The 22,301-nt window shown below is 74.7% G+C and carries 24 protein-coding genes; 6 read left to right on the forward strand and 18 right to left on the reverse strand.

Annotation, left to right across the window (positions count from 1 at the left end; genetic code table 11):
* Positions 1-11: 11 nt before the first annotated feature.
* Entirely contained in the window at positions 12-1,259 is a 1,248-nt protein-coding gene (locus ACWD4U_RS21540; protein ID WP_363459237.1) for an acyl-CoA thioesterase/bile acid-CoA:amino acid N-acyltransferase family protein, read from the reverse strand.
* 262 nt (positions 1,260-1,521) lie between these two features.
* On the opposite strand from ACWD4U_RS21540, the gene ACWD4U_RS21545 reads away from it, so the two are divergent.
* Entirely contained in the window at positions 1,522-2,364 is an 843-nt protein-coding gene (locus tag ACWD4U_RS21545) for an undecaprenyl-diphosphate phosphatase (protein WP_363459284.1), read from the forward strand.
* A 148-nt stretch (positions 2,365-2,512) separates the two neighbouring features.
* The gene (locus ACWD4U_RS21550) at positions 2,513-2,965 is read left to right on the forward strand and encodes a VOC family protein (RefSeq protein WP_363459239.1); all 453 of its coding nucleotides are present in this window, start codon (positions 2,513-2,515) and stop codon (positions 2,963-2,965) included.
* A 44-nt stretch (positions 2,966-3,009) separates the two neighbouring features.
* Here ACWD4U_RS21550 and ACWD4U_RS21555 read toward each other — a convergent pair whose 3' ends face one another.
* The 4 genes from ACWD4U_RS21555 to ACWD4U_RS21570 all read right to left on the reverse strand — a co-directional run bounded on the left by ACWD4U_RS21555 (position 3,010) and on the right by ACWD4U_RS21570 (position 7,561).
* Positions 3,010-3,507, reverse strand: a complete 498-nt coding sequence (locus ACWD4U_RS21555) for a YfbM family protein (protein WP_363459241.1) — start codon at positions 3,505-3,507, stop codon at positions 3,010-3,012.
* 64 nt (positions 3,508-3,571) lie between these two features.
* On the reverse strand, positions 3,572-4,321 hold the full coding sequence (locus ACWD4U_RS21560) for a DUF1775 domain-containing protein (protein WP_363459243.1): 750 nt from the start codon (positions 4,319-4,321) through the stop codon (positions 3,572-3,574).
* Between the two features lie 10 nt (positions 4,322-4,331).
* A complete protein-coding gene (locus ACWD4U_RS21565) occupies positions 4,332-5,759 on the reverse strand; it encodes a HEAT repeat domain-containing protein (protein ID WP_363459244.1) in 1,428 nt (475 codons plus the stop codon).
* Between the two features lie 320 nt (positions 5,760-6,079).
* Positions 6,080-7,561 (reverse strand): DNA-binding protein NsdB, encoded by a 1,482-nt coding sequence (locus ACWD4U_RS21570; protein ID WP_363459246.1) that lies wholly within the window; start codon positions 7,559-7,561, stop codon positions 6,080-6,082.
* 414 nt (positions 7,562-7,975) lie between these two features.
* Here ACWD4U_RS21570 and ACWD4U_RS21575 point away from each other — a divergent pair, with 414 nt between their 5' ends.
* A complete protein-coding gene (locus tag ACWD4U_RS21575) occupies positions 7,976-9,142 on the forward strand; it encodes an aminoglycoside phosphotransferase family protein (RefSeq protein ID WP_363459248.1) in 1,167 nt (388 codons plus the stop codon).
* Positions 9,143-9,175: 33 nt separating this feature from the next.
* On the opposite strand, the gene ACWD4U_RS21580 is transcribed toward ACWD4U_RS21575, so the two are convergent.
* The 4 genes from ACWD4U_RS21580 to ACWD4U_RS21595 all read right to left on the reverse strand — a co-directional run bounded on the left by ACWD4U_RS21580 (position 9,176) and on the right by ACWD4U_RS21595 (position 11,942).
* A complete protein-coding gene (locus tag ACWD4U_RS21580) occupies positions 9,176-10,324 on the reverse strand; it encodes an acyl-CoA dehydrogenase family protein (protein ID WP_363459250.1) in 1,149 nt (382 codons plus the stop codon).
* 49 nt (positions 10,325-10,373) lie between these two features.
* Positions 10,374-10,451, reverse strand: a complete 78-nt coding sequence (locus ACWD4U_RS21585) for a putative leader peptide (protein ID WP_363459285.1) — start codon at positions 10,449-10,451, stop codon at positions 10,374-10,376.
* 5 nt (positions 10,452-10,456) lie between these two features.
* Entirely contained in the window at positions 10,457-10,951 is a 495-nt protein-coding gene (locus tag ACWD4U_RS21590) for a hypothetical protein (RefSeq protein WP_363459252.1), read from the reverse strand.
* Positions 10,952-11,699: 748 nt separating this feature from the next.
* Complete coding sequence (locus tag ACWD4U_RS21595; protein ID WP_363459253.1) at positions 11,700-11,942, reverse strand: DUF397 domain-containing protein; 243 nt, start codon at positions 11,940-11,942, stop codon at positions 11,700-11,702.
* A 246-nt stretch (positions 11,943-12,188) separates the two neighbouring features.
* Here ACWD4U_RS21595 and ACWD4U_RS21600 point away from each other — a divergent pair, with 246 nt between their 5' ends.
* Positions 12,189-12,731 carry a PTS sugar transporter subunit IIA domain-containing protein gene (locus ACWD4U_RS21600; RefSeq protein ID WP_363459255.1) on the forward strand — a complete coding sequence of 181 codons (543 nt, stop codon included), beginning with the start codon at positions 12,189-12,191 and terminating at the stop codon, positions 12,729-12,731.
* Between the two features lie 157 nt (positions 12,732-12,888).
* On the forward strand, positions 12,889-13,818 hold the full coding sequence (locus ACWD4U_RS21605) for an NAD-dependent epimerase/dehydratase family protein (protein WP_363459256.1): 930 nt from the start codon (positions 12,889-12,891) through the stop codon (positions 13,816-13,818).
* A 67-nt stretch (positions 13,819-13,885) separates the two neighbouring features.
* Here ACWD4U_RS21605 and ACWD4U_RS21610 read toward each other — a convergent pair whose 3' ends face one another.
* The 6 genes from ACWD4U_RS21610 to ACWD4U_RS21635 form a co-directional block, all read right to left on the reverse strand.
* Positions 13,886-14,374 (reverse strand): NUDIX hydrolase, encoded by a 489-nt coding sequence (locus ACWD4U_RS21610; protein WP_363459258.1) that lies wholly within the window; start codon positions 14,372-14,374, stop codon positions 13,886-13,888.
* A gap of 35 nt (positions 14,375-14,409) precedes the next feature.
* Positions 14,410-15,006, reverse strand: a complete 597-nt coding sequence (locus ACWD4U_RS21615) for a NeuD/PglB/VioB family sugar acetyltransferase (protein ID WP_363459260.1) — start codon at positions 15,004-15,006, stop codon at positions 14,410-14,412.
* Between the two features lie 166 nt (positions 15,007-15,172).
* Complete coding sequence (locus ACWD4U_RS21620; protein WP_363459262.1) at positions 15,173-15,841, reverse strand: sugar transferase; 669 nt, start codon at positions 15,839-15,841, stop codon at positions 15,173-15,175.
* 76 nt (positions 15,842-15,917) lie between these two features.
* A complete protein-coding gene (locus ACWD4U_RS21625) occupies positions 15,918-17,105 on the reverse strand; it encodes a glycosyltransferase (RefSeq protein ID WP_363459264.1) in 1,188 nt (395 codons plus the stop codon).
* Complete coding sequence (locus tag ACWD4U_RS21630) at positions 17,098-17,925, reverse strand: polysaccharide deacetylase family protein (protein WP_363459266.1); 828 nt, start codon at positions 17,923-17,925, stop codon at positions 17,098-17,100. The genes ACWD4U_RS21625 and ACWD4U_RS21630 overlap by 8 nt, the downstream gene beginning before the upstream one ends.
* A 192-nt stretch (positions 17,926-18,117) precedes the next feature.
* Positions 18,118-18,378: a hypothetical protein gene (locus tag ACWD4U_RS21635; protein WP_363459268.1), complete on the reverse strand. Its 261-nt coding sequence runs from the start codon at positions 18,376-18,378 to the stop codon at positions 18,118-18,120.
* Positions 18,379-18,677: 299 nt separating this feature from the next.
* On the opposite strand from ACWD4U_RS21635, the gene ACWD4U_RS21640 reads away from it, so the two are divergent.
* Positions 18,678-19,673 carry a polysaccharide deacetylase family protein gene (locus ACWD4U_RS21640; RefSeq protein ID WP_363459270.1) on the forward strand — a complete coding sequence of 332 codons (996 nt, stop codon included), beginning with the start codon at positions 18,678-18,680 and terminating at the stop codon, positions 19,671-19,673.
* 331 nt (positions 19,674-20,004) lie between these two features.
* On the opposite strand, the gene ACWD4U_RS21645 is transcribed toward ACWD4U_RS21640, so the two are convergent.
* The 3 genes from ACWD4U_RS21645 to ACWD4U_RS21655 form a co-directional block, all read right to left on the reverse strand.
* Complete coding sequence (locus ACWD4U_RS21645) at positions 20,005-20,484, reverse strand: DinB family protein (protein WP_363459271.1); 480 nt, start codon at positions 20,482-20,484, stop codon at positions 20,005-20,007.
* Between the two features lie 126 nt (positions 20,485-20,610).
* Complete coding sequence (locus tag ACWD4U_RS21650) at positions 20,611-21,399, reverse strand: ArsR/SmtB family transcription factor (protein ID WP_363459287.1); 789 nt, start codon at positions 21,397-21,399, stop codon at positions 20,611-20,613.
* Between the two features lie 122 nt (positions 21,400-21,521).
* Positions 21,522-22,280, reverse strand: a complete 759-nt coding sequence (locus ACWD4U_RS21655; RefSeq protein ID WP_363459273.1) for a glutamate racemase — start codon at positions 22,278-22,280, stop codon at positions 21,522-21,524.
* Positions 22,281-22,301 lie beyond the last annotated feature (21 nt).

The following is a 22,301-nucleotide window of genomic DNA, read 5'->3' on the forward strand; positions in this document are numbered from 1 at the left end:
CCGTCGGCCCGTCAGGAGTCCAGCAGCGCCAGGACCTTGGCCCAGCCGTCCACCTGGGCGGCCTCGTTGCCCGCGTCGGTACCGCCGAGGGCAAGGACCTGGCGCTGGATGGTGGTCACCGTGGTGGGCGAGGGCAGGTATGGGTAGGTGCCCACCGAGTGGCCGGCGGCCGGGTAGACGACGACCTGCCGGAGGGGTGCGGCGGGGCTGGGCGCGCCGAGCTGCCTGGCCCATCGCTCGGAGGGCCACAGTTGGTCGTCCGCCCCGGCGAGAGCCAGCAGCGGGCCGCCGATCCGGTCGGTCGGGATGGGTCCGGCGGGCACCGGCGCACCGCCCAGGGTCCACGCGACCCCGCCCCCCAGCCCGGGGTTGACCTGCGCGGACGGCGCGTACACCACCACGCGGTGTACCAGGTCCGGCCGGTTCTGGGCGGTCAGCAGGGCGAGTTCGCTGCCTCGCGAGTAGCCGATCACGGCGAGCTTGGACGGGTCGGTGCCCGGCAGGGCGGCGAGCAGGCCGGCCGCAGCGGCCGCGTACTCGACCGGGACGTCCTGCAGCGTCGGGGGCAGGCCGGACAGGCCGAAGTAGGCGAGCGCGAGCGCCGGGTGGCCGTGCGCGGCGAGCAGCTCGGCCGTGGGCCCGAGGCCGATCCCGCCCTCGGAGCCGCCCAGCAGGAGCACCGGGGCCTTCGGCGCGGACCCGGCGGGCGGCAGGTAGAGCCGGCCGATCATCTTGTCGGCCGCCATGGTCAACTGCCGGACGGTGACGCCGTCGCCCACCCAGGACCGGATCACCGTCCGGTCGGCGACCGCCCGGTCGGCCACCCGCACGGTGATCCGGATCCGGCTGGTGTCAGTCGAGCCGACGTGGCCGGGCTGGAACAGGCCGGCGGCCCCGTCGACCTTCATCGACCAGAACAGGCCCATCCCGTCCGCCTGGTGGTACGTCCCCCCGGTGGGCACCGCGCGGTCGAGGTCGACGTCGCCGGCACCGTCCGCACGGAAGTCGGCGGTCGACCTCCAGCGGTTGCCCCCGTAGTCGTCCGCCTCGGCGGTGAGGGTCACCGGCTGGTCGGCTTTCAGCCCGGTCACCCGCAGGTGCACCCGTTGGTCGGCGAGCGCGGTGGTGTTGTCCGCGGTGGCGTTGTCGACGGTGAGCACCACCTGGTGCGCGGTCCCGTCCGAGGTACAGGCCGCCGAGGCCGCGAGCAGCAGTGCCGCCAGGCCCGCCCCCGCGGCACGACGAATCGTTCCGATCATGCTTCCCCCCTGGTCCGCCCGCATTCTGCTCCTCCCCCGGCCGCCGCTCAAGGGCCGCCCGAAGGGTGAACTCCCGTACGGCGCGAAGACCTTCGCACCTGCTGCGAGCCTCCGGGTGACCTGCCGCGAACGCGGGGACACCTTGACCCTTTATCATCTGGCAGACCGGTCGGCGCCCCCGAGGACCCCGGGCCACCCCACGAACGAACAGGAAAGACGCGATGCGCAGCCAGCGAGCCATATCCGCGGCGGGTGCCCGGTGATCAACTGGATCCACGGGGCCGTCCTCGGCCTGGTGCAGGGCCTCACCGAGTTCCTGCCGGTCTCCTCCAGCGCGCACCTGCGGGTGTTCTCCGCCCTGATGGGCTGGGACGACCCGGGCGCGGCGTTCACGGCGGTGACCCAGCTGGGGACCGAGTCCGCGGTGCTGATCTACTTCCGCCGCGACATCGGCGCGATCATCAAGGCGTGGACGCTGTCGCTGTTCCGCAAGGAGTGGCGGGGCGACCCGAACGCCAAGCTCGGCTGGTACGTGATCGTCGGCACCCTGCCGATCGGCATCCTCGGCAAGCTGTTCCAGGACACCATCGAGACCACCCTGCGCGACCTGCGCCTGATCGGCACCACGCTGATCGTCTTCGGTCTGATCCTCGCCGTCGCCGACCGCTCGCGCGCGGTCCGCAACGCCCGCCAGATCAGCTCGCTGACCTTCCCGCACGCCCTGATCTACGGCGCCGCGCAGTCGCTGGCACTGATCCCCGGCGTCTCCCGCTCGGGCGGCACCATCAGCGCCGGCCTGTTCCTCGGCTACAGCCGCGAGGCCGCCGCCCGGTACTCCTTCCTGCTCGCCATCCCGGCCGTCCTGGCCTCCGGCGGCCTGGAGCTCCTCAAGATCGGCGAGGGCCCGGCCCCCGCCTGGGGCCCGACCATCCTGGCCACCCTGATCGCCTTCGTGGTCGGCTACGCCGCGATCGCCTGGTTCCTGAAGTACATCTCGCACAACAGCTTCATGCCGTTCGTGATCTACCGCGTCCTGCTCGGCCTGACCATCATCGGCCTGGTCACCGCGGGCGTCCTCGCCCCGGACGCGGGCGCGGTGCACTAGCGCGACGCGAACGCCTCGGCGAAGGGGACGGGTACCGGCAGCGGCCGGGGCCCGTCCCCTTCGTCGTGGCTGGAGGCAAGGCGGGCTGCGACACACCGGCCGCCGGGATGATTGTCAGCCGATCCGCGGTCCGATTGGATCGGTTGCCATGACACTCGCTTGGAAGCTGGTCATCGACAGCGCGAACGCCCCGGCCATCGCCGAGTTCTGGGCCGCCGCCCTCGGCTACCGGGTCGAGGACCCCACCGCCCTGATCGACTCCCTGCTCGCCGCCGGCCGCCTGCCCGCCGAGTCGGTCACCGAGCACGGCGGCCGCAAGCTGTTCCGCGGCTACTCCGCCGTCCGCCACCCCGACGACCCGTTCGACCCGGCGAGCGACATCGGCAAGGGCCGCCGGATCCTCTTCCAGGACGTCCCCGAGTCCAAGACGGGCAAGAACCGCCTCCACATCGACGTGCACTCCGGCGAGGAGGGCCTCGACGCCCTGGTCGCCCGCCTCGAATCCCTCGGCGCCACCCGCGTCCAGGAACACGACCAGGGCCCGGTCGGCCACTGGTGGGTGATGCGCGACCCCGAGGGCAACGAGTTCTGCGCCGCCTGACGCACCGTCAACCTGGTCCGCCTCCACGGCGCGGGGCCTTGGGGCTACGAGTACCAGACCAGCAGCCCGTGCCGGTACCGCGCGGTGCGGGTGAGGTACGCCAGCAGTTCGCCGTAGTGGGCGCCGACGTAGTCGAGGGCGTACGGGTCGGACCACAGGCCGGTCGGGTAGACCTCGGCGGCGGCCAGGTCGGCGGGGGTGACGTCGGCGGCCAGGTCGGCGAACCGGACGTCGGCCAACTGCCCGGCTGCGGCGGCGACCTGATCGGAAGTCAGAGTCCGGGGCGGGCCGTAGCCCCAGTCCTCGTCCCCGGGCAGCGGGCGGTCGCCGTGCACGATCTCGGACGGGAGACCGCGCAGGGCGAGCAGGTGGGCGAGGGCGGCCCAGGACTTCTCGGTGTCGTGGAAGCGTCGCTCGGACGGCGAACGGCGCGGCTCGTCGACGGCCTGCTCGCGCATGAACTCCCGGGCCCAACCGGGTTCCCGGAGGGCGCGGTCGAGGTCGGCGGCCTTGAGCCGGAAGTAGCTGCCAATCACGCTCACGGGCCCGCATCCTGGCACGGCCCGCCGACGGCGGCCGTCCCCGGCCGCCGTCCGCCTGCGGCGGCTACCGCGCGGGGCGGCGGGAGCGGCGTACGGCCAGCACGATCAGCGCGGCGAGGACGGCGACGCCGGCCAGGGCGCCGAGCACGATCGCGGTGGTGTTGCCGCCGTTGCCGTCATCCGCCTTGGCGGCGGGGGACGGTGACGGCGGGTTGGACGGGGCGGTGACGGACGGCGCGGCCGAGGCGGAGGCCGACCCGGACGCGGACGCCGACGGCGAGGCGGAGGCCGCGGGCGAGGCGGACGCCGGGGCCAGCGGGGTGGCGCCGGCCGCCGCGGGGCGGAGGGCCAGCACCGGGGCCGGGTGCTCGGGCTTGGTGTCGCCCTGCGGGAGTTCGATCCACCGGTCGGTGTGCCCGTCCGAGTAGTCGACCAGGGTCTTGAACGCGACGCTCTGCGCGTTCGGCAGCTGGCGGACCTTGACGCTGTAGTCGGCGCTCGCCCCGGGCGCGAGGGCCGGGCCGGCCACCGCGTAGCCGTCCGCGGTGACCGCGAGCGTCCAGCCGGTGGGCGCCTTGACCAGGGTGACGTCGGAGGGCGCGATGCCCGCGGGCAGCGCGACCTTGACGTCGGTGATCCCCGCGGACGAGGACTCCCCCTCGGCGGAGAAGCTCACCTGGGCGTCCACCGCCAGCGCCTGCGCGGTGGTCGACTCCACCTCGACGTGCGCGGCGGCGGTGCCGGCCGCCCCGAGGGCGAGCCCTACGGCGAGGACCGGCGGGAGGGCACGACGGAGCACACGGGATCGCTGCATGAGCGGAACCCTACCGTTCACGGGCCGTCAGGCGGCCGCGTACGGCGGCATGCACCTCGGCCTCCTCGGCCGGGTCGGCGGCGAGTCGGCGCAGTCGCTCCAGCACCCGGGCGTCGCCCGTGGTGGTGACGTGGGTGGCGGCGAGCTCGCGGGTGGACTCCTCGCAGTCCCACAGGCATTCGACGGCGGGGCCCTGCCCGAAGTACGGGTCGGTGGCGGCCAGCGCGTGGGCCGCTCGGCCCCGCAGCTCGGAGGAGACCGTCTCGCCGTAGACGTGCCGCAGGGCGGAGACGGCGGTGTGGGCGCGCAGCCGGCCCGCGCCGTCGACCAGGCTGGCGAGTCCGGCGCCCTCGACGCCGCGCAGCGAGATCCAGTGGTGCAGGGCGGCGACCACCAGCGGGGAGTCGCAGGGGTCGCCGGCGTCGGCGAGCAGGCGGACCGCGGCCTCGCCGAGGGCGCTGTCGGCGCCGCCGGTGGCGGGGTCGGCCCAGCGGCGGGCGTGCGCGAGGGCCTCCGGACCGCGCATCCGGCCGAGCAGTTCCAGTGCGGCGTCGACGACCCGGTGGTCGACGTCGGTGGCGGCCGTCTCGATCAGTCCGGCGGCGGCCGGGTCGCGTTGCTCGACGAGGTGGCGCAGGGCGGCCGAGCGGGCGCCGACCGGTCCTTCGGCGGCGGCCCGGTGCAGCAGCGGTCCGTCCTCGGGGCGGACCACGGCGGTCAGACAGCGGGCGGCCGCGGCGGCCCGCCGGGCGATGGCGGCCGGTTCCGGGCTCTCGCCCTGGTCGGCCCAGGCGAGCACGTCGGCCGTGGACCAGCCGGGGGTGACGCCGGGGCGGTTCATCTGCCGCTGCCACAGGTCGAAGGGTGACTGCTCACTCGCGGCGGCCACTCTGGGGTGGTGGGCGGCCCACAGCCGCCAGGGCTTCGGCTCGTACGCGGAGCGGATCGCGGCGCGCAGCTCGGCGTCGCCCTCGGCGGTGGCCGGGAAGCGGCCGAGCACGGCGGGGGCGAGCGCGAGCAGGGCGTCGTCGCCGTCGCGCAGGGCGAGCTCGTCGAGGGCCCAGGCCCAGTTGGTTCCGGTGGCGGTGTAGCCGCGCAGCAGGTCGAGGGCGTCCCGGCGGCCGTACCCGGCGAGGTGGCCGAGCACGGAGAGGGCGAGGCCGGTGCGGGCCTCGTCGGGGTCGGTGGCGTCCTCGATCGAGTGGAGGTGGAGCTCGAGGCCGGTGAGGGGGGCCTCCAGCTCCATGTAGAGCCGCGCGTAGTACAAGGAGCGGTTCTCGACCTGCCAGTCGGCGCGGGGGTCGTTGGTCACGCAGGTCTCGACGGCGGCGATCGCCTCGTCGCGGTCTGCGGCCAACGCATGCAGCTGCCCGTCTCCGCGGCCTCTCTGCAGGAGGCCGAGGAGGCTGGCGCTGGGCGCTATCACTGGCTCGAACATGAGGTCAGCATCCGTTGCGGCGGTCGTCGTGGCAACGGGATTTCCGTCGCCGGGGTCGGTTGGCACAGCTCAGGCGCCCGGGCGCCGGAATCACCGAAGGTTACCGCCTGGGGCCACGATCCGCACACAGGGCGACGGAAATGACCGGTCGGCCCCCGCCAGGCCCGGCCCGTCCGTATCGGATCGAACCACTCCGCAACGGCCCGGACCGGCCGGATTTCACGAATCTGACATCGGCCGAAATCGTGCGTGATGTCGGTTACGGCCCGCGGACCCGGGTAGACGGTGCCGGGTGGGGCGTGCCGTGGGAGCGGGGTGCGTCAGACCGGTCCGGGCCGGCCGGGCAGCGAGGAGTGGATCTGCTCACGGAGTTCGGCGACGGCCGGCAGGCCCTGGTAGCGGCCGGAGAGCCGGTACATCTCGCGCAGCCGGTCCCAGGTGCGCTTGGAGGAGGTGTCGTTGATGGAGGCCAGCGCCAGTTTGGCCTGGACCTGCGCCTCGTCGGGTTCGCCGGAGATCCAGTAGATCGAGGCGAGGGTGATCCGGTCGAGCAGGGCCGAGCGCTCCCGGCCGGTCTTCTGCCGCAGCCGGATGGCGAGTTGGGCGTGCCGGGTGGCGAGCGGCACCGCGCCCGGGTCGTGCTCGGCGAGGGTGCGGTAGACCAGCGCCTGCATGCCGTGCAGCTCGGCCTCGTTGAACAGCTGCATCCAGCTCGGGGTGGGCTCCTGGGTGTCCTGGACGAACAGTTCCTCGGCCTCGCCGAGCACCCGGCGGGTGGCCTCGGCCCGGCCGACCGAGGCCTGCGCCCAGGCTTCGACGGTGCGCAGCATGGCCTGGGTGCGGGGCAGGGCGCCGTGTTCGGGGCCGGCGCTGGCGCGGGCGAGCTGCATCAGTTCGAGGGCGTCGTCGGCGCGGCCGAGGTGGAGCATCTGGCGGGCCGCGCGGGAGATCGCCTCGCCGGCCCGGGGACGGTCGTCGGCCTCGCGGGCGGCCTGCGCGGCGATCACGAAGTAGCGCTGGGCGGTGGGTTCCAGGCCGACGTCGTGGGACATCCAGCCGGCCAGCACCGCGAGGTTGGCGGCGACCGTCCACAGTCTGCGTTCCAGGGCGGGCGGGTGGCCGTGGGTGAGGAGCCCGCCGACCTCGTTGAGTTGGCCGACCACGGCCTTGCGCTGCAGGCCGCCGCCGCGGGAGGCGTCCCAGGCGCGGAACACCTCGACCGAGCGTTCGAGCGCGGTCACCTCGTCGTTGCCGACCGGGCCGGCCTCGTACACGTCGATCACCGGGCGGGGGCCGCCCTGGGTGATCACCTGGCGGGGGCCGGGGCGGCCGACGGCTTCGGCGACGGAGCCGCCGGTCAGCCAGTCGTGCAGGTTGTCGGCGATCACGGCGCCGGCGGCGACGGCTGCGGAGCCGCCGACCAGTCCACGTCTGTTCAGCATGAGGTCCATTCCCGTGAACTCGGTGAGGACCGCGGCCGTCCGATCCGGTGCCCAGGGGTCGGTCGGCGGAGTAGCCGTGCTGCTGCCGGACCTGGTGGGCCGGTGTCGTTCGAGACCTAGGTCCTCGGTGGTGACGACACGGCCGAGCCGCTCGGTGAACACGGCGGCCAGCACCCTCGGCACCGGGTCGCGCGGGATCTCGCCCTGCTCGATCCAGCGCCGGACCCGGGAGGTGTCGGTGGACAGCTGCTGCTCGCCCAGTGCCGCACCCCGCCGGTTGACCAACCGGGCCAGCTCGCCCTTCGACCATCCGGTCAGGGCGAAGTGGTCGGCCAGTCTGGTGTTCGGCCCCTTGCTCAACTGAAGCCCCCAGGTTCCTCGGCTGATTCGACACTAATGGCTCTGTCACATGCCAAGCGACCATTCGCCATGGTTCGCCAGGGTCCGCTACGTGGTGTGCCAGTGCCGACCGGGTGTCAGGTAGGAATGCGCCACCCCGACTTCGCGTCGGATCCGTCCACGACCGGCCCGGACCTCGACCCGACGGCCCGTCAGCGGACGGTCCGGGCCGAGCGGAACGGGGGGTGGCGCGACCGGGTGGCGCGGGGGCGCCGGGCACGGCACGACAGTCGGAGCGGGACGCATTCCCCAGGGTGCGAACGGCTCCGCCGAACCGCTCCGCGCCCGGCGCTCGCGCCCCACCCGGCGGCCCGACCCCCAGCATCCGGGCCCCACGCAGCCACGCCGCCGGCCAGGAAGGACCCTCACCCACCCATGTACTCCACAGCCAGCACCGGTACCCGCCCGTCGAACCCGCTCGGGGCCGACGCCGCCGGACGCCATTCCAGCCAGTCCCGTACCGGCCTGCGCCCGCCGACCGCGGGCTCCGGCCGGCCCGCCCCGCGCGCCGCCGAGCTCCGCGACCCGCGCGGGCGCACCACTCTGGTCACCCGCGCGGTGCCGGAGCAGGCGGGGCGCATCGGACGCCCCGCGCCGGCGCGCGGCGTCGACTCCTTCGTCGACCGGGTCGACCCGGCGGCGCTGCAGACCCCCGCGGTCCGGGCGGTGCTCGCCAACGTGGCGCGGATATGCCCCGCCTTCCTGCCGCGCCAGGTGCTGCGCGAGGGAAGTCGGCACATCCTGATCGCCGGCACCATCGGCCGCGCGCCGGTGGTCGCCAAGTGCCTGGCCCCCGGTGCGCTGCGCGGCCCGCAGGCGGAGCAGCTGGTGGAGCGCTTCCACCACGAGGTGGCGGTGTACCGGGCGTTCGTGCGGCACCGTCCGCCGGTGCGGCTGCCCCGGCTGGTGGCGGCCGACCACGACCGCTGCGTGCTGGTGCTGGAGCGGGTGCCGGGCCGTCCGGCCTCCCGCGAGCGGCACCCGGTGAACGCGCCGACCCCCGGCGAGGTGCGGGCGGTGCTCGGCGCGGTGCGCACCCTGAACCTGTGGCGCCCGCCGACGGACGTCTTCGGCAAGCCGCTGGACTACCAGTTGGAGGTCGCCCGGTTCCACTCGGTCGGCCTGCTCACCGACCGGGACGCCGGCGACCTGCGCGGCCTGATGCACGGCCTCGCCTCGGTGCCGTGGCAGCTGTGCCACGGCGACGCGCTGCTCGGCAACATGCTGCTGGCGCCGTCCGGCCCGGTGCTGCTGGACTGGGAGCAGGCCGGCTGGTACCTGCCGGGCTACGACCTGGCGGTGCTGTGGAGCGTGCTGTCCGGGGACACCGCGGCGCGCCGGCAGATCAGCCAACTCGCCCAGTCCGGCGGCACCCTGGCCCGGGACGCGTTCCTGGTGAACCTGGTGCTGGTGCTGATGCGGGAGATCCGGCTGCACGACGTCCCGGGAGCGGGCGAGGAGCAGCGGATCATGATCCGCCGGCTGTACGACGACGCGGCGCTGGCCCGCCGCGCGGTGCGGGCGGCGGTCGGCACCCGCTGATCCGGGCCCGGCACGGGGCCCGTTGACGGCGGGTCAGGCCTCCGGCAGCGATCCGCCGAGGGCGTCCAGCACGGCGTCCTCGGCCGGCAGGTGGGCCTGCAGGCTGAGCGCGTCGCGCAGGTGGCGCTCCAGCGGGTGGCGCCGGCTGAGCCCGGCGTTGCCGGTCAGCGTGAGGGCCCGCTGGACGGTGTCGCCGACGGTGCGGGCGACCAGTAGTTGGGCGGCGGCGACGCGTTCGGCGGGGGCCGGACCGTCGTCCACCCGGGCGGCCAGGCCGTGCACGAGTTCCTCGGCGCCGATCAGTCGGGCGTGGAGTTCGCCGAGCGGGCGGCGGTGCCCGGCGGCGGGCAGTCGTCCGGCGGCCCAGTCGAGGGCGGCCCGGCCGGTGCCCAGCAGGACGGCGCAGAGCGCGAGCAGCCGCCAGCACCGGGCGGTGCGGGCGGCCTCGTCGTCCGCGCGGCCGGGGGCGGCGAGCCGCAACGCTGCGTCGGAGCCGACCTGGACGTCGGCGAACAGCACGTCGTGGCCGGCCGCGGCGCGCAGTCCGAGCTGGTCGGCGGCGGGGTCGATCTCCAGCCCGGGGCTGTCCCCGCGGACCAGGAACACCCCGGTGCGGTAGGGCTGTTCGGCGGTGCGGGCCTCCACCGCGAGCCAGGCCAGCGCCTCCGCGCCGGGGCAGTGCGCGGCCCGGCCGGCGAGCCGCCAGGCGGTGCCCTCCCAGCGGGCGGTGACGGCGGGCGGGCGGCCGGGTTCGGCGCGCAGCGTGCCGACCAGCGCGGGCCCGCGCCGGGACTCGGTGAGCAGCCGCCGGTAGAGCGCGGCGGGCCAGGGCGCGGTCCTGGCCTGTTCGGCGTGGTGCAGCAGGGTGAGGGCGGTGAGCAGCGCGACCGAGGCGTCGCCGCGGCCGAGCCGGGCGAGCACCGCGACGGTGTCGGCGAGCGAGGCCCCGGGCCCGGCGTAGCGCTGACCGACCGTCAGGGTGAGCAGTCCGGCCTCGTGCACCGCCTCCAAGCCCTGGTACGGGAAGGTGCCGTCGCGGTCGTGCTCCTCGGCGCGGGCGGCGAGCAGGTCGACCACCCGGGGCAGCCGGCCGAGCGCCTCGGCGAGCGGGTCGCGGGCTTCGACCGCCGGGTGCGGAACGGTCGGCTGGTCGGCGGGACGCTGGGCGGTGGGACGCGGCATGGCGGGCTGGCCTCCGGTCGGAGCGGCGGGGTGGTCCGGGCGTGGGTGCTCAGAACCCCGGACAGGCCGCGCCGGCGGTACGCCGCAGGTCCACGTGCAGGCGACGGGTCAGCAGCGGCCGGGTCATCTCGCCTAGCCCTGCTGGAACATCTCCGCCGGAAGCGGCTTGAGAAGCTGGTAGAGGTCGTCCGAAATCGGTCGGTCCCAGGACGCGATGGTGACCTGGACGTCGTCGCTGCGGCCGAACTGGGAGCAGTAGAGCCGCTCCTCGCTTACTTTGACCTTGCGGACGATCAGCAGGTCGTCGCCGAGCATCACCGGGAAGTCCTCGGCGGAGACGAACTCCACCGGCTCGTCGTTCTCCAGGGCCGCGAGCAGCTGGCGCACCTCGAAGGGCACCTCGTCCTCGGTCTCGCGCGCGGGCGATCCCTGCGGCAGGTTGCCGATCAGCATCGCCGGGCCGCGGCCGCCGAGCAGGTCGTAGCGCAGGAAGATGCCCTGGCAGGAGCCGTCGGAGCCGGTCATCATCATGGCCCCGAACAGTCCGGGCCAGTCGCCCGGGTCCATCGCGAGCACGTCGAAGTCCGGGCCGGCGGGCGGGCCGGAGCGTCGGCGGAGAAATGACATGGAACCATCGTACGTGCCTGTCGGGCACGGCCCGGCGGGCGGGTCCGCGATCAGGCCGAGATCTACGCTCAGGGACCAATGTTGACTCTGAGCAACCGTCCGGGCTACGTTCGGTTCAGCACGACGGCCGCTCCGGGGCGAGATCCACAGGGAGCGGTCTGTCGCAGCGTGCGTTGCGCGTATTCCCTCACCGCGCACACGGTCGTGCGAACTCCGAGCTCCACATGCTGCTTCAATGGTTGTTCGACGGTTCCGGGAGCCTGCCGATGACTACCAGCAGAGCCTAGAGCGGTCCACGCACCATCCACATCCACATAACCCAAAGACCAGGTTCGCGGGGGCCCGTGCCGTCGCGTTCGCGAACCTTGCCCGGATCACCGCCGCGTGGGGGCGTGCGGAATCCGGGTTCCGACCCGGGCGAGGAGTAGCTCTCCCCGTCAGGGTCACTGCTCCCATGGCGACGGCTGCCGCACCCTGTGCGGCGAAGGGCGGGAGGGCTCGTCGTCGGCGCCGATGACGGGCAGCACAGCGGGCGCCGTGCCGATACCGCGTGGGGGCGGTCGGCACGGCGTCTGCCTGCTCATACTGTGCTGTCACCCTTGTCGAACAGTCAACAAGTTTCGGCCCATCAGAATTCATTTGTGACCTCGGTGCATGCCCTGGTGCATGCCGTGCCGTCACCTGCGGTTCAGCGGGCGGCCGCCGGGTCTGCGGAGGTCCCGCCGCCGAGGTTGGCCGGATCCGGCCGTCAGACCGGGTCGAACTCGCCGTCCCGCGCACCGAGGACGAACGCCCGCCACTCGGCCGGGGTGAAGATCAGCGCCGGGCCCTGCGGGTCGGTGCCGTCCCGCATCGCGATGTAGCCCTCGACGAAGGCGATCTGCACGCCGTCGGCGGCTCCGCCGGCCGACTGCCACTCGGCTCCGGTCACGTCCAGCTCGATCTTGCGCCGCTCCGCCGCCCCGGCGGTCCCGATGGTCTCGGCCGTCATCGCCGCTGCTCCTCCCGATCGTCCAGCCCCGTTCGAACGCCAGCCTAGCCACGGGTCGGCACGGGATCGGCGGATCCGGCGCGGTGTGCCCCGGGGGTGGCGCAGATGCGGCGATCGGGCCCGGCCGGGCGGGGCGCTGTGCTATTGCGGCGCCCGGTGCGGGGCGGTTACCGCACCTCGGGGGGCCGGTGGGCGAGGATGGGTGACGAGTACTCAGCCTCGCCGCCTCGCCGCAGGGAGCAGCCGATGGGCCAGCCGGACCGGAGCCGCGCCGACGTCATCCCGATCAGCACCGCGCCGTCCGCGCCGGCGTCCGCCCCGTCGGCCGGGACGGCGGTGGCGCCGGTGCCCGCGGTGCCGCGGCCGTCCCGGCCGGCCGGGCACGGGCGGGTGGGGGTGCTGCTGGTGTCGCACAGCCACGAACTGGCCGACGCGGTCCGGTCGGTGGCGCTGGCGGTGGCGGATTCGGACAATCCCGCGCCGGTGGCGGCCGCGGGCGGGGCGATCGCGGACGGGCTCGGCACCTCGGCGGTGCTGGTCGCGGCGGCAGCCCGGCGGGTGGACCAGGGCCACGGGGTGGCGGTGCTGTGCGACCTGGACGGCGCGGTGCAGACGGTGCTGGCGCTGCTCGACCGGGCGGACGAGCACGGCCTGCCCTTCCCGGTGCGCTTCGCCGACGCGCCGTTCGTCGAGGGCGCGGTGGCCGCCGTGGTGACCGCCACCGCCGGCGGCGACCTCGCGGCGGTGCTCGACGCGGCGGAGGAGACCCGCCGTCAGCCGAAGCGCTAGTACGGCTCGGCGGTCGGTGCGGGAGATGTGGCCGATGGGATGGTTTGGGCCCGAATCGCCATCTTTCCCCCGCATCCGGGCCGGTGCGGCCGCTATTGTCGGGCCAGTCGACCGGTGGGGGGAGCCCCCGGGCGCGGACTGAGGGGTGGCGGCGGAGATGCGAGTGGTGGTGACCGGCGGAGCCGGTTTCATCGGGGCCAACCTGGCACGGGAGTTGACGGCCCGTCCGGAGGTGTCCGAGGTGCGGGTGGTGGACGACCTGTCCACCGGCCGCAAGTCCAACCTGACGGGGGTGGACGTCACGTTCTTCGAGGGCAGCATCCTCGATCCGGCGCTGCTGGACGCCGCGTTCACGGGCGCCGACGCGGTGGTCCACCTGGCCGCGCTGCCCTCGGTGCCGCGCTCGGTGGCGGCACCGCTCGCCAGCCACCACGCCAACGCCACCGGCACCCTGGAGGTGCTGGAGGCCGCCCGCCGGGCCGGCGACCTGTACGTGGCCGCCGCCTCCTCGTCCTCGGTGTACGGCGCCAACCGGGAGCTGCCCAAGCGCGAGACCATGCGCACCGCCCCGATGAGCCCGTACGCGGTCTCCAAGCTCGCCACCGAGGCGTACCTCGGCGCCTACCACCACTGCTACGGCCTGGGCGTGCTGCCGCTGCGCTTCTTCAACGTGTTCGGCCCGCTGCAGCCCGCGGGCCACGCCTACGCGGCGGTCGTCCCGGCGTTCCTGGACGCCGCGCTGGCCGGCCGGCCGGTGACGGTGCACGGGGACGGCGGGCAGAGCCGGGACTTCACCTACGTCGGCACGGTCACCCAGGTGCTGGCCGAGGCGGTGCTGCGCCGGGTGGTCAGCGCCGATCCGGTGAACCTGGCCTTCGGCACCCGCACCACGCTGCTGGAGCTGATCGGCCGGCTCGGCGAGGTGCTCGGCGAGCCGGTCGCCGCCGAGCACGTCGACCCCCGCCCGGGTGACGTCCGCGACTCGCAGGCCGACAACTCCCGCCTGCGCGAGCTGTTCCCGGACATCACCCCGGTCCCGCTCACCGAGGGCCTGCAGCGCACCGCCGCCTGGTTCCGGACGCTCTGACGCATCGTCGGCGCAGTGCGCCGGGGCGGGCGCATCCGCGTGCCCCGGCGCACTTGCCGATGCCTCGTCAGGTCGCCGGTACCTCGGTCAGTTCGAAGTGCGCCGCGTCGTTTCCGGCCAGGGCCAGGCGGATCCGCTCGCGGATGCTGTCCTCCAGGTCGGGCAGCGCGTCCTGGGCGAACCAGCCGACCTCCAGCGACTCGTCGTCGTTGACCCGGGCCTCGCCCGCCAGCGGCCGGCAGCGGAAGGTCAGTTCGAGGTACTGCGCCTGGTCGCCGTTGGGGTAGCTGAGCATCCGCGAGACCGTCACCGAGGTGAGTGCCTCGGGCCGCACGGTCACGCCGGTCTCCTCCAGGCACTCGCGCACCACGGCGTCGGCGGGCTGCTCGCCGGGGTCGATGATCCCGCTGATCACCGACCAGCGGCCGTTGTCGGCCCGCCGTCCGAGCAGCACCCGGCCGTCGTCGTCGACCACCACGGCCAGCACCCCGGACAGCCACAGCGGCCGCTGCCCGACCACCTGGCGCAGTTCCGCCAGAAACGCAGGAATTCCCATGGCCCCGACCCTATGTCCTGCCGGGAGCTGCGGGGTTACGGCCGGGGGCGGGCCGGGGAGCCGACCACCACCGCCCCGGGGGCGACGTCGCGGGTGACCACGGCCGCGGCGCCGACGAACGCGGCCCGGCCGATGGTGCGGCCCTGCAGGACGACGGCGGCCGAGCCGACGGTGGTGTCGTCCTCCAGGACGACCGCGCCGGAGACGTTGGCGCCGGGGTAGACGGTGACCCGCTCGCCGAGGCGGGAGTCGTGGCCGACGGTGGCGTTGTAGTGGACCTGGCTGTGCCGGCCCAGGGTGACGTCGCTGGAGACGTACGCCCCGCCCATCACCAGGCAGCCGGCGGCGAGTTCGGTCTCCGGCGCGACGATCGCGCGTGGGTGGACCAGCGTGGCGGCCGTGCCGCCGCGGCCGTCGAGCAGTTCGGCGAGGCGGGCCCGGACGGCGGGGTCGGCGATGCCGATCAGGTACCGCGCGCCGGACGGCAGGTCGGCGGGGGCGCGGACCGGCAGGCCGCGGACCGCTCCCCCGGCCAACCGGTCGTCGAGGAACCCGGCGACCTCGACGCCCGCCGCGATCGCGGTGTCCAGGGCCTCCCGGCCGACGCCGCCGGCTCCGGCGATCCACAGCATGCTCCGCACTCCTCGCTCCGTGGGCGCGGCCGCCCGGCGGGTGTCAGGTCGTCAGGTCGTCACAGCGTCAGTCGTGATGGCGACAGCGCCGATGATGGTGCATCGGCGCCGCCGGACACGGCCCGGCACCCCGCCCGGACGGACGGGGTGCCGGTGAGGGGCTCGCTCAGCCCCGCAGTTCCTCCGCCGCCAGGCGCGGCGCGGTGGCCGTCGCCTGACGGGGCAGCACGATCCGCTGCTGGGCGGCGGGTTCGGGCGTCGCGGGGATCGGGAAGCCGGGGTTGACGCCGCCGGCGGCGGTGATGCCGGTGGGGCGCAGCAGCATGCCCGCGGTGAGGACCAGGATGCGCAGGTCGAGCAGCAGGCCGCGGTGGTCGATGTACCAGAGGTCGAGTTCGATGCGTTCGGGCCAGGTGATGGAGTTGCGGCCGCGGACCTGGGCCCAGCCGGTGAGGCCGGGTCGGATGGCGAGGCGGCCGCGCTGGCGGGGCGAGTAGTGGACGACCTGTTCGGGCAGGGTGGGGCGGGGTCCGATGACGGCCATGTCGCCGCGGACGACGTTCCACAGCTGCGGGAGTTCGTCGAGGCTGGTCTTGCGGAGCAGGGCGCCGAGGCGGGTGATCCGCGGGGCGTCCGGTTCGTCGGGGTGGCGCCTGTCCCGCATGGTGCGGAACTTCAGGATCTGGAACTCGCGGCCGTGGCGGCCGGAGCGGGTCTGACGGAAGATCACCGGTCCGCCCATGGTGGCGCGGATCAGGAGGGCGATCACCAGGCCGAGCGGGACGGCGATGATCCCGGCCAGTGCGGCGACCGCGAGGTCCCCCCCTCGCTTCATTGTTCCCCCAACTGGGTTGGTGCGTTGTGGTGTTGTCTGTGGGCACGCGCCGCTGCAAGGCGCGTGGACGCGCTGCTCAGTCAGTGACCCAGGCGAGGCCGCGGGACTTGGCGACGGCGGCGTAGGTCTCCAGCGAGATCCGGGCGACGGAGCGCTGGTCGAACTCCTCCAGGGCGCGGCGGCGGGCCGCCGCACCCAGGCGTATCCGCAGGTCGGGCTCGGTGAGGAGCCGGGCCAGTTCGCGGGTGAGGGCGTCGGCGTCGGCGGCGGGGGCGAGCAGCAGGTGCTCGTCGTGGTCGCCGATCTCGCGGCAGCCCCGGATGTCGCTCAGCAGCATGGGCAGGCCGCTGGCGGCGGCCTCCATGCCGGAGCGGGAGAAGCCCTCGCGGTAGGAGGGGAGGACGAAGACGTCGAGTGCGGCGTAGACGGCGGGCATGTCGTCGCGGCTGCCGAGGAACTCGAGGCCCTGTTCGGCGGCGCGCAGGGCGTCGGGCTTGTCGGGGTCGTCGGGGCCGATCCACACGAAGCGGGCCTTGCCGGCCAGCGCGCGGGCGGCCTCGGCGTACTCCCGGATGCCCTTCTCGGCGACTCGTCGGCCCACCCCGCCGACCAGCAACTCGTCCTCGCCGACGCCGAGTTCGGCCCGCAGCCGGGCACGCAGCGCGTCCCGCTCGGGGCCGGGCGCGGGGAACCGGTCGAGGTTGACGCCGTTGCCGACCACCCGGGAGCGCCGGGCCGGCACGAACCACCGGGACAGGGTCTGCCGGTCCTCGGCGTTCTGGTACAGCTCGGCGTGCGAGAAGCGGGCCGCGAAGGCCTCGGCGCCGAGCACCAGCAGCCGCTTGGCGAGCGGGTCGTGGGCCTGCGCCCAGAGTCCGTGGCAGGTGTTGACCACCACGGGGACGCGGGCCAGGCGGCCGAGCACCCGGCCGAGCACCCCGGTCTTCGGGTTGTGGGTGTGCAGCACGTCCGGGTTCAGCTCCCGCAGCACGGCGAGCAGTTCGCGGGCGGCGGCGAGGTCGGCGGCGGGCTGCCAGGCCCGGGTGAGCGAGGGCAGCGCGCGGTGCCGGACACCGATCCGCTCGATCCGCTCCAGGTACGGGCCGGGGGCGCTGATGCCGTAGGTCTCGAACCCGGACTCGACGTCGACGGTGAGTTCGGTGGCCAGCAGCAGGTGCAGCGACATGTCGACGGTGGTGAGGTGGGCGACCCGCAGCGGCCGGCCGCCCTCGCCGCGCAGTCTCAGCGGGAGCCGGTCAGGCACGGGCGCCCACCGCCTTCGCGGTGGCGACGATCCGGGCGTAGGCGCGCTCGGGGACCAGCCGGCCGTACAGCTTGGCGCGGAAGAAGTCGATCGGGTCGGTGCGGCGGACCGGGACGCGGTGGAAGCGCACCGGGTCGAAGCCGGGCAGGTTGCGCCCGACCTGGCCGGTGGCGGCGGTGCGGAACCGGGCGCGCAGCGCGGCGTCCAGGTGCGGGACGGGCGTGCCCCAGGTGTAGGCGAAGTGCCGCGGCCGGGTGCCGAGGTGCTCCTCGACGTCGTCGCCGCAGGCGTCGAGTTCGGCGGTGGTGAGTCGTTCGGGGCGGGCGTGGCTGCGGGTGTGGTTGGCGACGGTGCACAGCCCGGAGTCCGCCATCTCGCGCAGCTGCTCCCAGCTGAGGCCGGGTGCGACGGGACCCTTGGCGGTGGAGCCTTCCCAGGCCATCGGTCCGCCGACGTGGCCGCTGGCGAGGTAGACGGTGAACGGCAGGGCGCGTTCCTTCAGCAGCGGCCAGGCGTGGTGGTAGACGTCCTCGAAGCCGTCGTCGAAGGTGAGGACGGTGCTCGGGGTGCGCAGGCCGGCCGCCAACCGGTCGGTGGCCTCGTCCAGGGAGACCACCCGGCCCGGCGGGAGCTGGGCCAGCAGGTCCGCCTGGGCGGTGAAGTCGGCGGTGGCCAGGTCGAGTTCGTCGGCGGTGCCGCCGCCGATCCGGTGGTAGATGAGGACGGTGGCGCCCTCGCCCGGGACCTTCCCCGCGGCGCGGGCCAGCTGTTGCTTGACCTTCGCCCTGATGCCGCCGGCTGCAACGGCGGTGGTACTCATGGCTCCCCCTCGCGGTGCCCCCCGGCACCCGCACACGGAACGCCCGCCCCGGTGGGCGGCGCGACTCACAGTAGGGGGAACTGTGGTGCTACGGCCGTGGAAACGTGAAAGAAGTGCGAAGGTAGGCCGAAAATCAGCCGGTCCGACCGGTCCTGTCCGTTTGGTGGACGTTTCCCGGCAACCCGCCGGAGATCACGGAGTGGCGCCGCCGCCCGGGCGGAGCAGGCCCACCGCGAGCCGGGCCAGCAGCAGCACGCCGGCCGACAGGCACCCGGCCACCGCCATCACCCAGGCCGGGCCGTCGGTCTCCGGGACCAGCACCGCGACCACGATGCCCAGCGCCAGGCACCCGGCGGCCACCAGCGCGAGCAGCGCCTGGTGACGGCGCAGCCCGCAGCCGCTCCACAGGCCGGACCGGCGGGTAGCGGTTCGGTCACCTCGGGTGTCTGCCATGCCATCCACGGTAACCCGCCACCCGGGGCCGGGCCACACCCCCAAAGTGAGGGTTCGAGCACGCACCGACACGGTTCCCGAATGCCCGCGAAAACTCGCCGTCCGGCGTACAACCATCCCGGGGCGTCGGAGGTCTCCACTACATTGAGCGATCCAGGAGCCGTCCGACGAGCGGGGTTGGGAGTCCCCGCCGCGGGCTAGATCACTCGGGAGCGGAGCCGCCGCGCCCGGGGTCGGAGGCCGGGCTCCGCCTGCCGACGGTACCGCCACGCCGCTCGTCGGCGACCGAGGGGGGAACCGTGTCGTACGCCACCACTGCCGCTGCCGTCTGCGCCCCGCCCCATCCCCTGGCCATCCCCGCGTCCGCCGCCGTCCCGCGCGAACCGCGCGACCGGGGCAGCTGGCTGCGCTACTCGCCCGCACAGCCGCTGTTCCGGGCCCGCGCCGCCCAGCGGCTCGCCGTCCTCGCGTACCACGGCGTCACCGACGCCGGCTCGTTCCGCGCCCAGCTCGACCGCCTGCGCCGGCTCGCCACCCCCGTCTCCCTCACCGACGTGGAACGCGCCCTCGCCGACGGGCGTCCGCTGCCGCCGCGCTCCGTCCTGGTCACCTTCGACGACACCGACCGCACCGTGCTGCGGCACGCCCTGCCCGAGCTGGTCGCCCGCCGGATCCCCGCCGCCGCCTTCGTGATCGCCGAGCTGATCGGCACCGAGCAGCCGTTCTGGTGGCACGAGGCCGCGTTCCTGGCCCGCAACGGCGGCCGCGCCCGGCTGGTGCCCACCGGCGCCGACCCGGCCCGGGTGCTCGCCCTGCTCAAGGCGATGCCCGACCCCGACCGCCGGCGCAGCCTCCACGAACTGCGGGTCTCCGCCACCCGCCGGGCGCCCGCCCAGGACCAGCTGCGCCCGGAGGACCTGCGGACCCTGCGCGACGCGGACGTCGCGATCGGCAACCACACCCTCGGGCACCCGTCGCTGCGCCGCTGCGACGAGGCCACCGTGCACGCCGAGATCACCGGCGCGCACGGCGCGCTGACCCGCTGGCTGGGCGAGCCCCCGTCGGCGTTCGCCTACCCCGACGGCGGCTACGACGAGCGCGCCGACTCCGTCCTGCGCCAGCTCGGCTACCGGCTGGGCTTCCTGTCCGACCACCGGCTCGGCCCGCGGCTGCCCGCGCACCCGCTGCGGATCAGCCGCCTGCAGGTCGACTCGTCGACCAGCACCCGCCGGTTCGACACGATCCTCTCCGGCCTCGAACCCGCCGTCCAGCGACTGCTCGGCGCGTACGCCTGAGCGGTCTCCGAGGAGGTCTCCGGCCGCCCAGGCGGTGACGACCGCCGGGTGGATCCGGTCGGAGAGCCGACCGCCGCTCGGGTGGAACACCACCGTGACCGGCGCGAACCCGGCGGCCCTGGTACCCGCGTCGGGCCAGCGGCGCGCCGATCGCGAAGGTGGTGCCGCCGACGCCGAGCAGGAACCCGACCGCCGGCAGCGCGCCGTAACGGTCCGTCAGCGCGCCGAGCGGGACCCGGATGACATGTGCAGGGTCCTGTCGAAGTCGTCGGCCGGCGGCGCGATCAGGTTCCGCGCCCGGAAGGTCAGGGTGAAGCCGGCGGGCGGGGCGTCAGCGGGCCGCGGTGGCCAGCAGCTGCGCGGTGTGGGCGGGCAGCTCGACCGCGGCCAGGCCGCCGACCAGGTCGCCGACCGGCAGCTGGCCCTCGAACATCAGCCTGCCGCCGGAGAGCAGCAGCGCCGGGACGGGCGTGTCGAGTTCCGCCCGGTCCAGGGCGGCGGCCAGGGTGCACAGCGCCTCCCCCTGGGCCCGGACCCGTTCGCGCAGCGCCGCCCCGCCGCCGGTCCGGGCGATGACCCGGTCGATGGTCCAGGTGTCCAGCGCGGCGCGGTTGTCGTACCCGGCGGGGGCGCCCGCCGCGACGGTGGCCACCGCGGCGAGGGTGCCGGAGGTCACCAGGGCGACGTGCGCCAGGACCTGTTCGGCGGTCCACTCGCCGGGCGGCAGCGGGGCGGGCGGTGCGTCGGCGATCTCCTCGGCACCGGTGAGCAGGTCCCGGTACGCCTGGCGGAGCGGGGCGGGGTCGAACATCGCGCGGGTCTCCTCGGGCTCGGTCGGAAGCGGTACGGGTGAGCGGCGGTGCGGCGTGCGGTTCGGCGATTCAGCGGTTCGGCGGTTCAGCGGTTCGGCGGTTCAGCGGTTCAGCGGTGGCGCGGTTCAGCCGTGGCGCGGGGACATCTCCCACGGCGCCTGCGGGAGCGTCTCGCCGGTCTCCAGCAGCGACTTGAGGTTGGCCAGGACGGCCGGCCAGCCGTGCGAGATCGCGTCCAGGGCGGTGCGGTCGCGCAGCTTCTCGTGGGTGACGGTCAGGCGGACGATCTCCTCGTGCGGCTCGACCAGGAAGGTCACGGTCGCCGCGTCCTCGGTGCCCGCCAGGTCGGGCCGGTCCTCGAAGGTGATCACCAGTCGGGTCGGCGGTTCGGCGGCGAGCACCCGGCCGGTGACGTCCGACTGGCCGGAGCCGTCCAGGCGGCGGTGCTCCCAGGTGGAGCCGGGCTGCCAGTCCGAGACGTTGGCGTGGCCCCAGTAACGGGCCGTCAGGTCGGCATCGGTGAGGGCCCGCCACACCTGCTCCGGGGTGGCCCGGATGTACGTGACGTACACGTAGGTCGGGACGGTCTCCGCTGCGCTGTCCATGGCGTACTCCTCGGCCTGTCGTTTGATGGCGCCGAGCACGTCCAGCCGGGGCCGGTCGAAGTCGGCGATCCAGCGCTGCTCGATCTCGTGGATCGGCGCCGGATTGAGGTAGTGCAGGCGCTCCCGCCCCCGGCGGACCACGGTGACCAGGTTCGCGGCGACCAGCAGGTCGACGTGCTGCGTCACCGACTGGCGGGCCATCGCCAGCTGCGTGCACAACTCGCGCAGCGTCTGGCCGTTCTGCCGGCGCAGCCGGTCCAGGAGCAGCCGGCGGGTGGGGTCGGCGAGGGCTTTGAACGCCGCGTCCAGGTCGGTGGGAGTGGGGTCGGGGCTCACTCCTCGATTATGCAGGTGTTTGCCTGCCTATCGCAACGCACGAGGTCAGGGACCCCGGACCGCGGTGGCGGGGTCTCACACCGTGGCGGGGAGTCTCAGACGGTGGCGGCGGTGAGCAGGTGGCCCTGCGGGTAGTGCAGGGCGGCGGGCTGGAGGGTGGCGGGGCGGCCGGTGTGCAGGACGGTGAGGCTGCCGGTGCCAGGCGCGGCGTCGGGGCCGAGGCGGCGCAGGGCCTGGGCGGCGACCGCGTCGGCGGAGCCGTGCAGGCGGGCCGGGCCGGCCAGCGCGGCGGCGATCCGCTCGTCGACGAGTTCGTAGTGGGTGCAGCCGAGGACGACGTCCGTGGTGTGCGCGGGGGTGCGGGCGGCGGCGGAGGCGACGGCGGCGGCGATCGCCTGCTCGTCGGCGTGCTCGACCGCCTCGGCGAGACCGGGGCAGGCGACCTCGTGGACCTCGGCGGCGCCGCCGAACTCGGCGATCAGGCCGCGCTGGTACGGGCTGCCGGTGGTGCCCGGGGTGGCCCAGATGGCGACGGTGCCGCCGAGCGCCGCGGCGGGCTTGATCGCCGGGACGGTGCCGATCACCGGCAGGTCCGGTTCGAACTCCTCGCGCAGCCGGGCGAGCGCGTGCACCGAGGCGGTGTTGCACGCGACCACCAGCGCCTCGGGCCGGTGGGCGAGGGCCGCGCGGGCGCAGGCCAGGGCGTGCTCGGTGATGTCCTCGGGGGTCCGCGGTCCCCACGGCATGCCGTCGGGGTCGCAGGAGACGATCAGGTCCGCGTCCGGCCGCATGCGGCGCAGCGCGGCGGCGGCGGCGAGCAGTCCGATTCCGGAGTCCACGAGGGCGATCTTCACGAGCAACGACTCTACCTCCCC

Source organism: Kitasatospora sp. NPDC002522 (assembly GCF_053595195.1).

Excerpts from the sequence above, each read along its gene's own strand:
- ACWD4U_RS21540 (WP_363459237.1), bottom strand. The coding sequence starts at position 1,259 with ATGATCGGAACGATTCGTCGTGCCGCGGGGGCGGGCCTGGCGGCACTG.
- ACWD4U_RS21550 (WP_363459239.1), top strand. The coding sequence starts at position 2,513 with ATGACACTCGCTTGGAAGCTGGTCATCGACAGCGCGAACGCCCCGGCC.
- ACWD4U_RS21560 (WP_363459243.1), bottom strand. The coding sequence starts at position 4,321 with ATGCAGCGATCCCGTGTGCTCCGTCGTGCCCTCCCGCCGGTCCTCGCC.
- ACWD4U_RS21565 (WP_363459244.1), bottom strand. The coding sequence starts at position 5,759 with ATGTTCGAGCCAGTGATAGCGCCCAGCGCCAGCCTCCTCGGCCTCCTG.
- ACWD4U_RS21575 (WP_363459248.1), top strand. The coding sequence starts at position 7,976 with ATGTACTCCACAGCCAGCACCGGTACCCGCCCGTCGAACCCGCTCGGG.
- ACWD4U_RS21580 (WP_363459250.1), bottom strand. The coding sequence starts at position 10,324 with ATGCCGCGTCCCACCGCCCAGCGTCCCGCCGACCAGCCGACCGTTCCG.
- ACWD4U_RS21585 (WP_363459285.1), bottom strand. The coding sequence starts at position 10,451 with ATGACCCGGCCGCTGCTGACCCGTCGCCTGCACGTGGACCTGCGGCGT.
- ACWD4U_RS21590 (WP_363459252.1), bottom strand. The coding sequence starts at position 10,951 with ATGTCATTTCTCCGCCGACGCTCCGGCCCGCCCGCCGGCCCGGACTTC.
- ACWD4U_RS21595 (WP_363459253.1), bottom strand. The coding sequence starts at position 11,942 with ATGACGGCCGAGACCATCGGGACCGCCGGGGCGGCGGAGCGGCGCAAG.
- ACWD4U_RS21600 (WP_363459255.1), top strand. The coding sequence starts at position 12,189 with ATGGGCCAGCCGGACCGGAGCCGCGCCGACGTCATCCCGATCAGCACC.
- ACWD4U_RS21605 (WP_363459256.1), top strand. The coding sequence starts at position 12,889 with ATGCGAGTGGTGGTGACCGGCGGAGCCGGTTTCATCGGGGCCAACCTG.
- ACWD4U_RS21610 (WP_363459258.1), bottom strand. The coding sequence starts at position 14,374 with ATGGGAATTCCTGCGTTTCTGGCGGAACTGCGCCAGGTGGTCGGGCAG.
- ACWD4U_RS21615 (WP_363459260.1), bottom strand. The coding sequence starts at position 15,006 with ATGCTGTGGATCGCCGGAGCCGGCGGCGTCGGCCGGGAGGCCCTGGAC.
- ACWD4U_RS21620 (WP_363459262.1), bottom strand. The coding sequence starts at position 15,841 with ATGAAGCGAGGGGGGGACCTCGCGGTCGCCGCACTGGCCGGGATCATC.
- ACWD4U_RS21630 (WP_363459266.1), bottom strand. The coding sequence starts at position 17,925 with ATGAGTACCACCGCCGTTGCAGCCGGCGGCATCAGGGCGAAGGTCAAG.
- ACWD4U_RS21635 (WP_363459268.1), bottom strand. The coding sequence starts at position 18,378 with ATGGCAGACACCCGAGGTGACCGAACCGCTACCCGCCGGTCCGGCCTG.
- ACWD4U_RS21645 (WP_363459271.1), bottom strand. The coding sequence starts at position 20,484 with ATGTTCGACCCCGCCCCGCTCCGCCAGGCGTACCGGGACCTGCTCACC.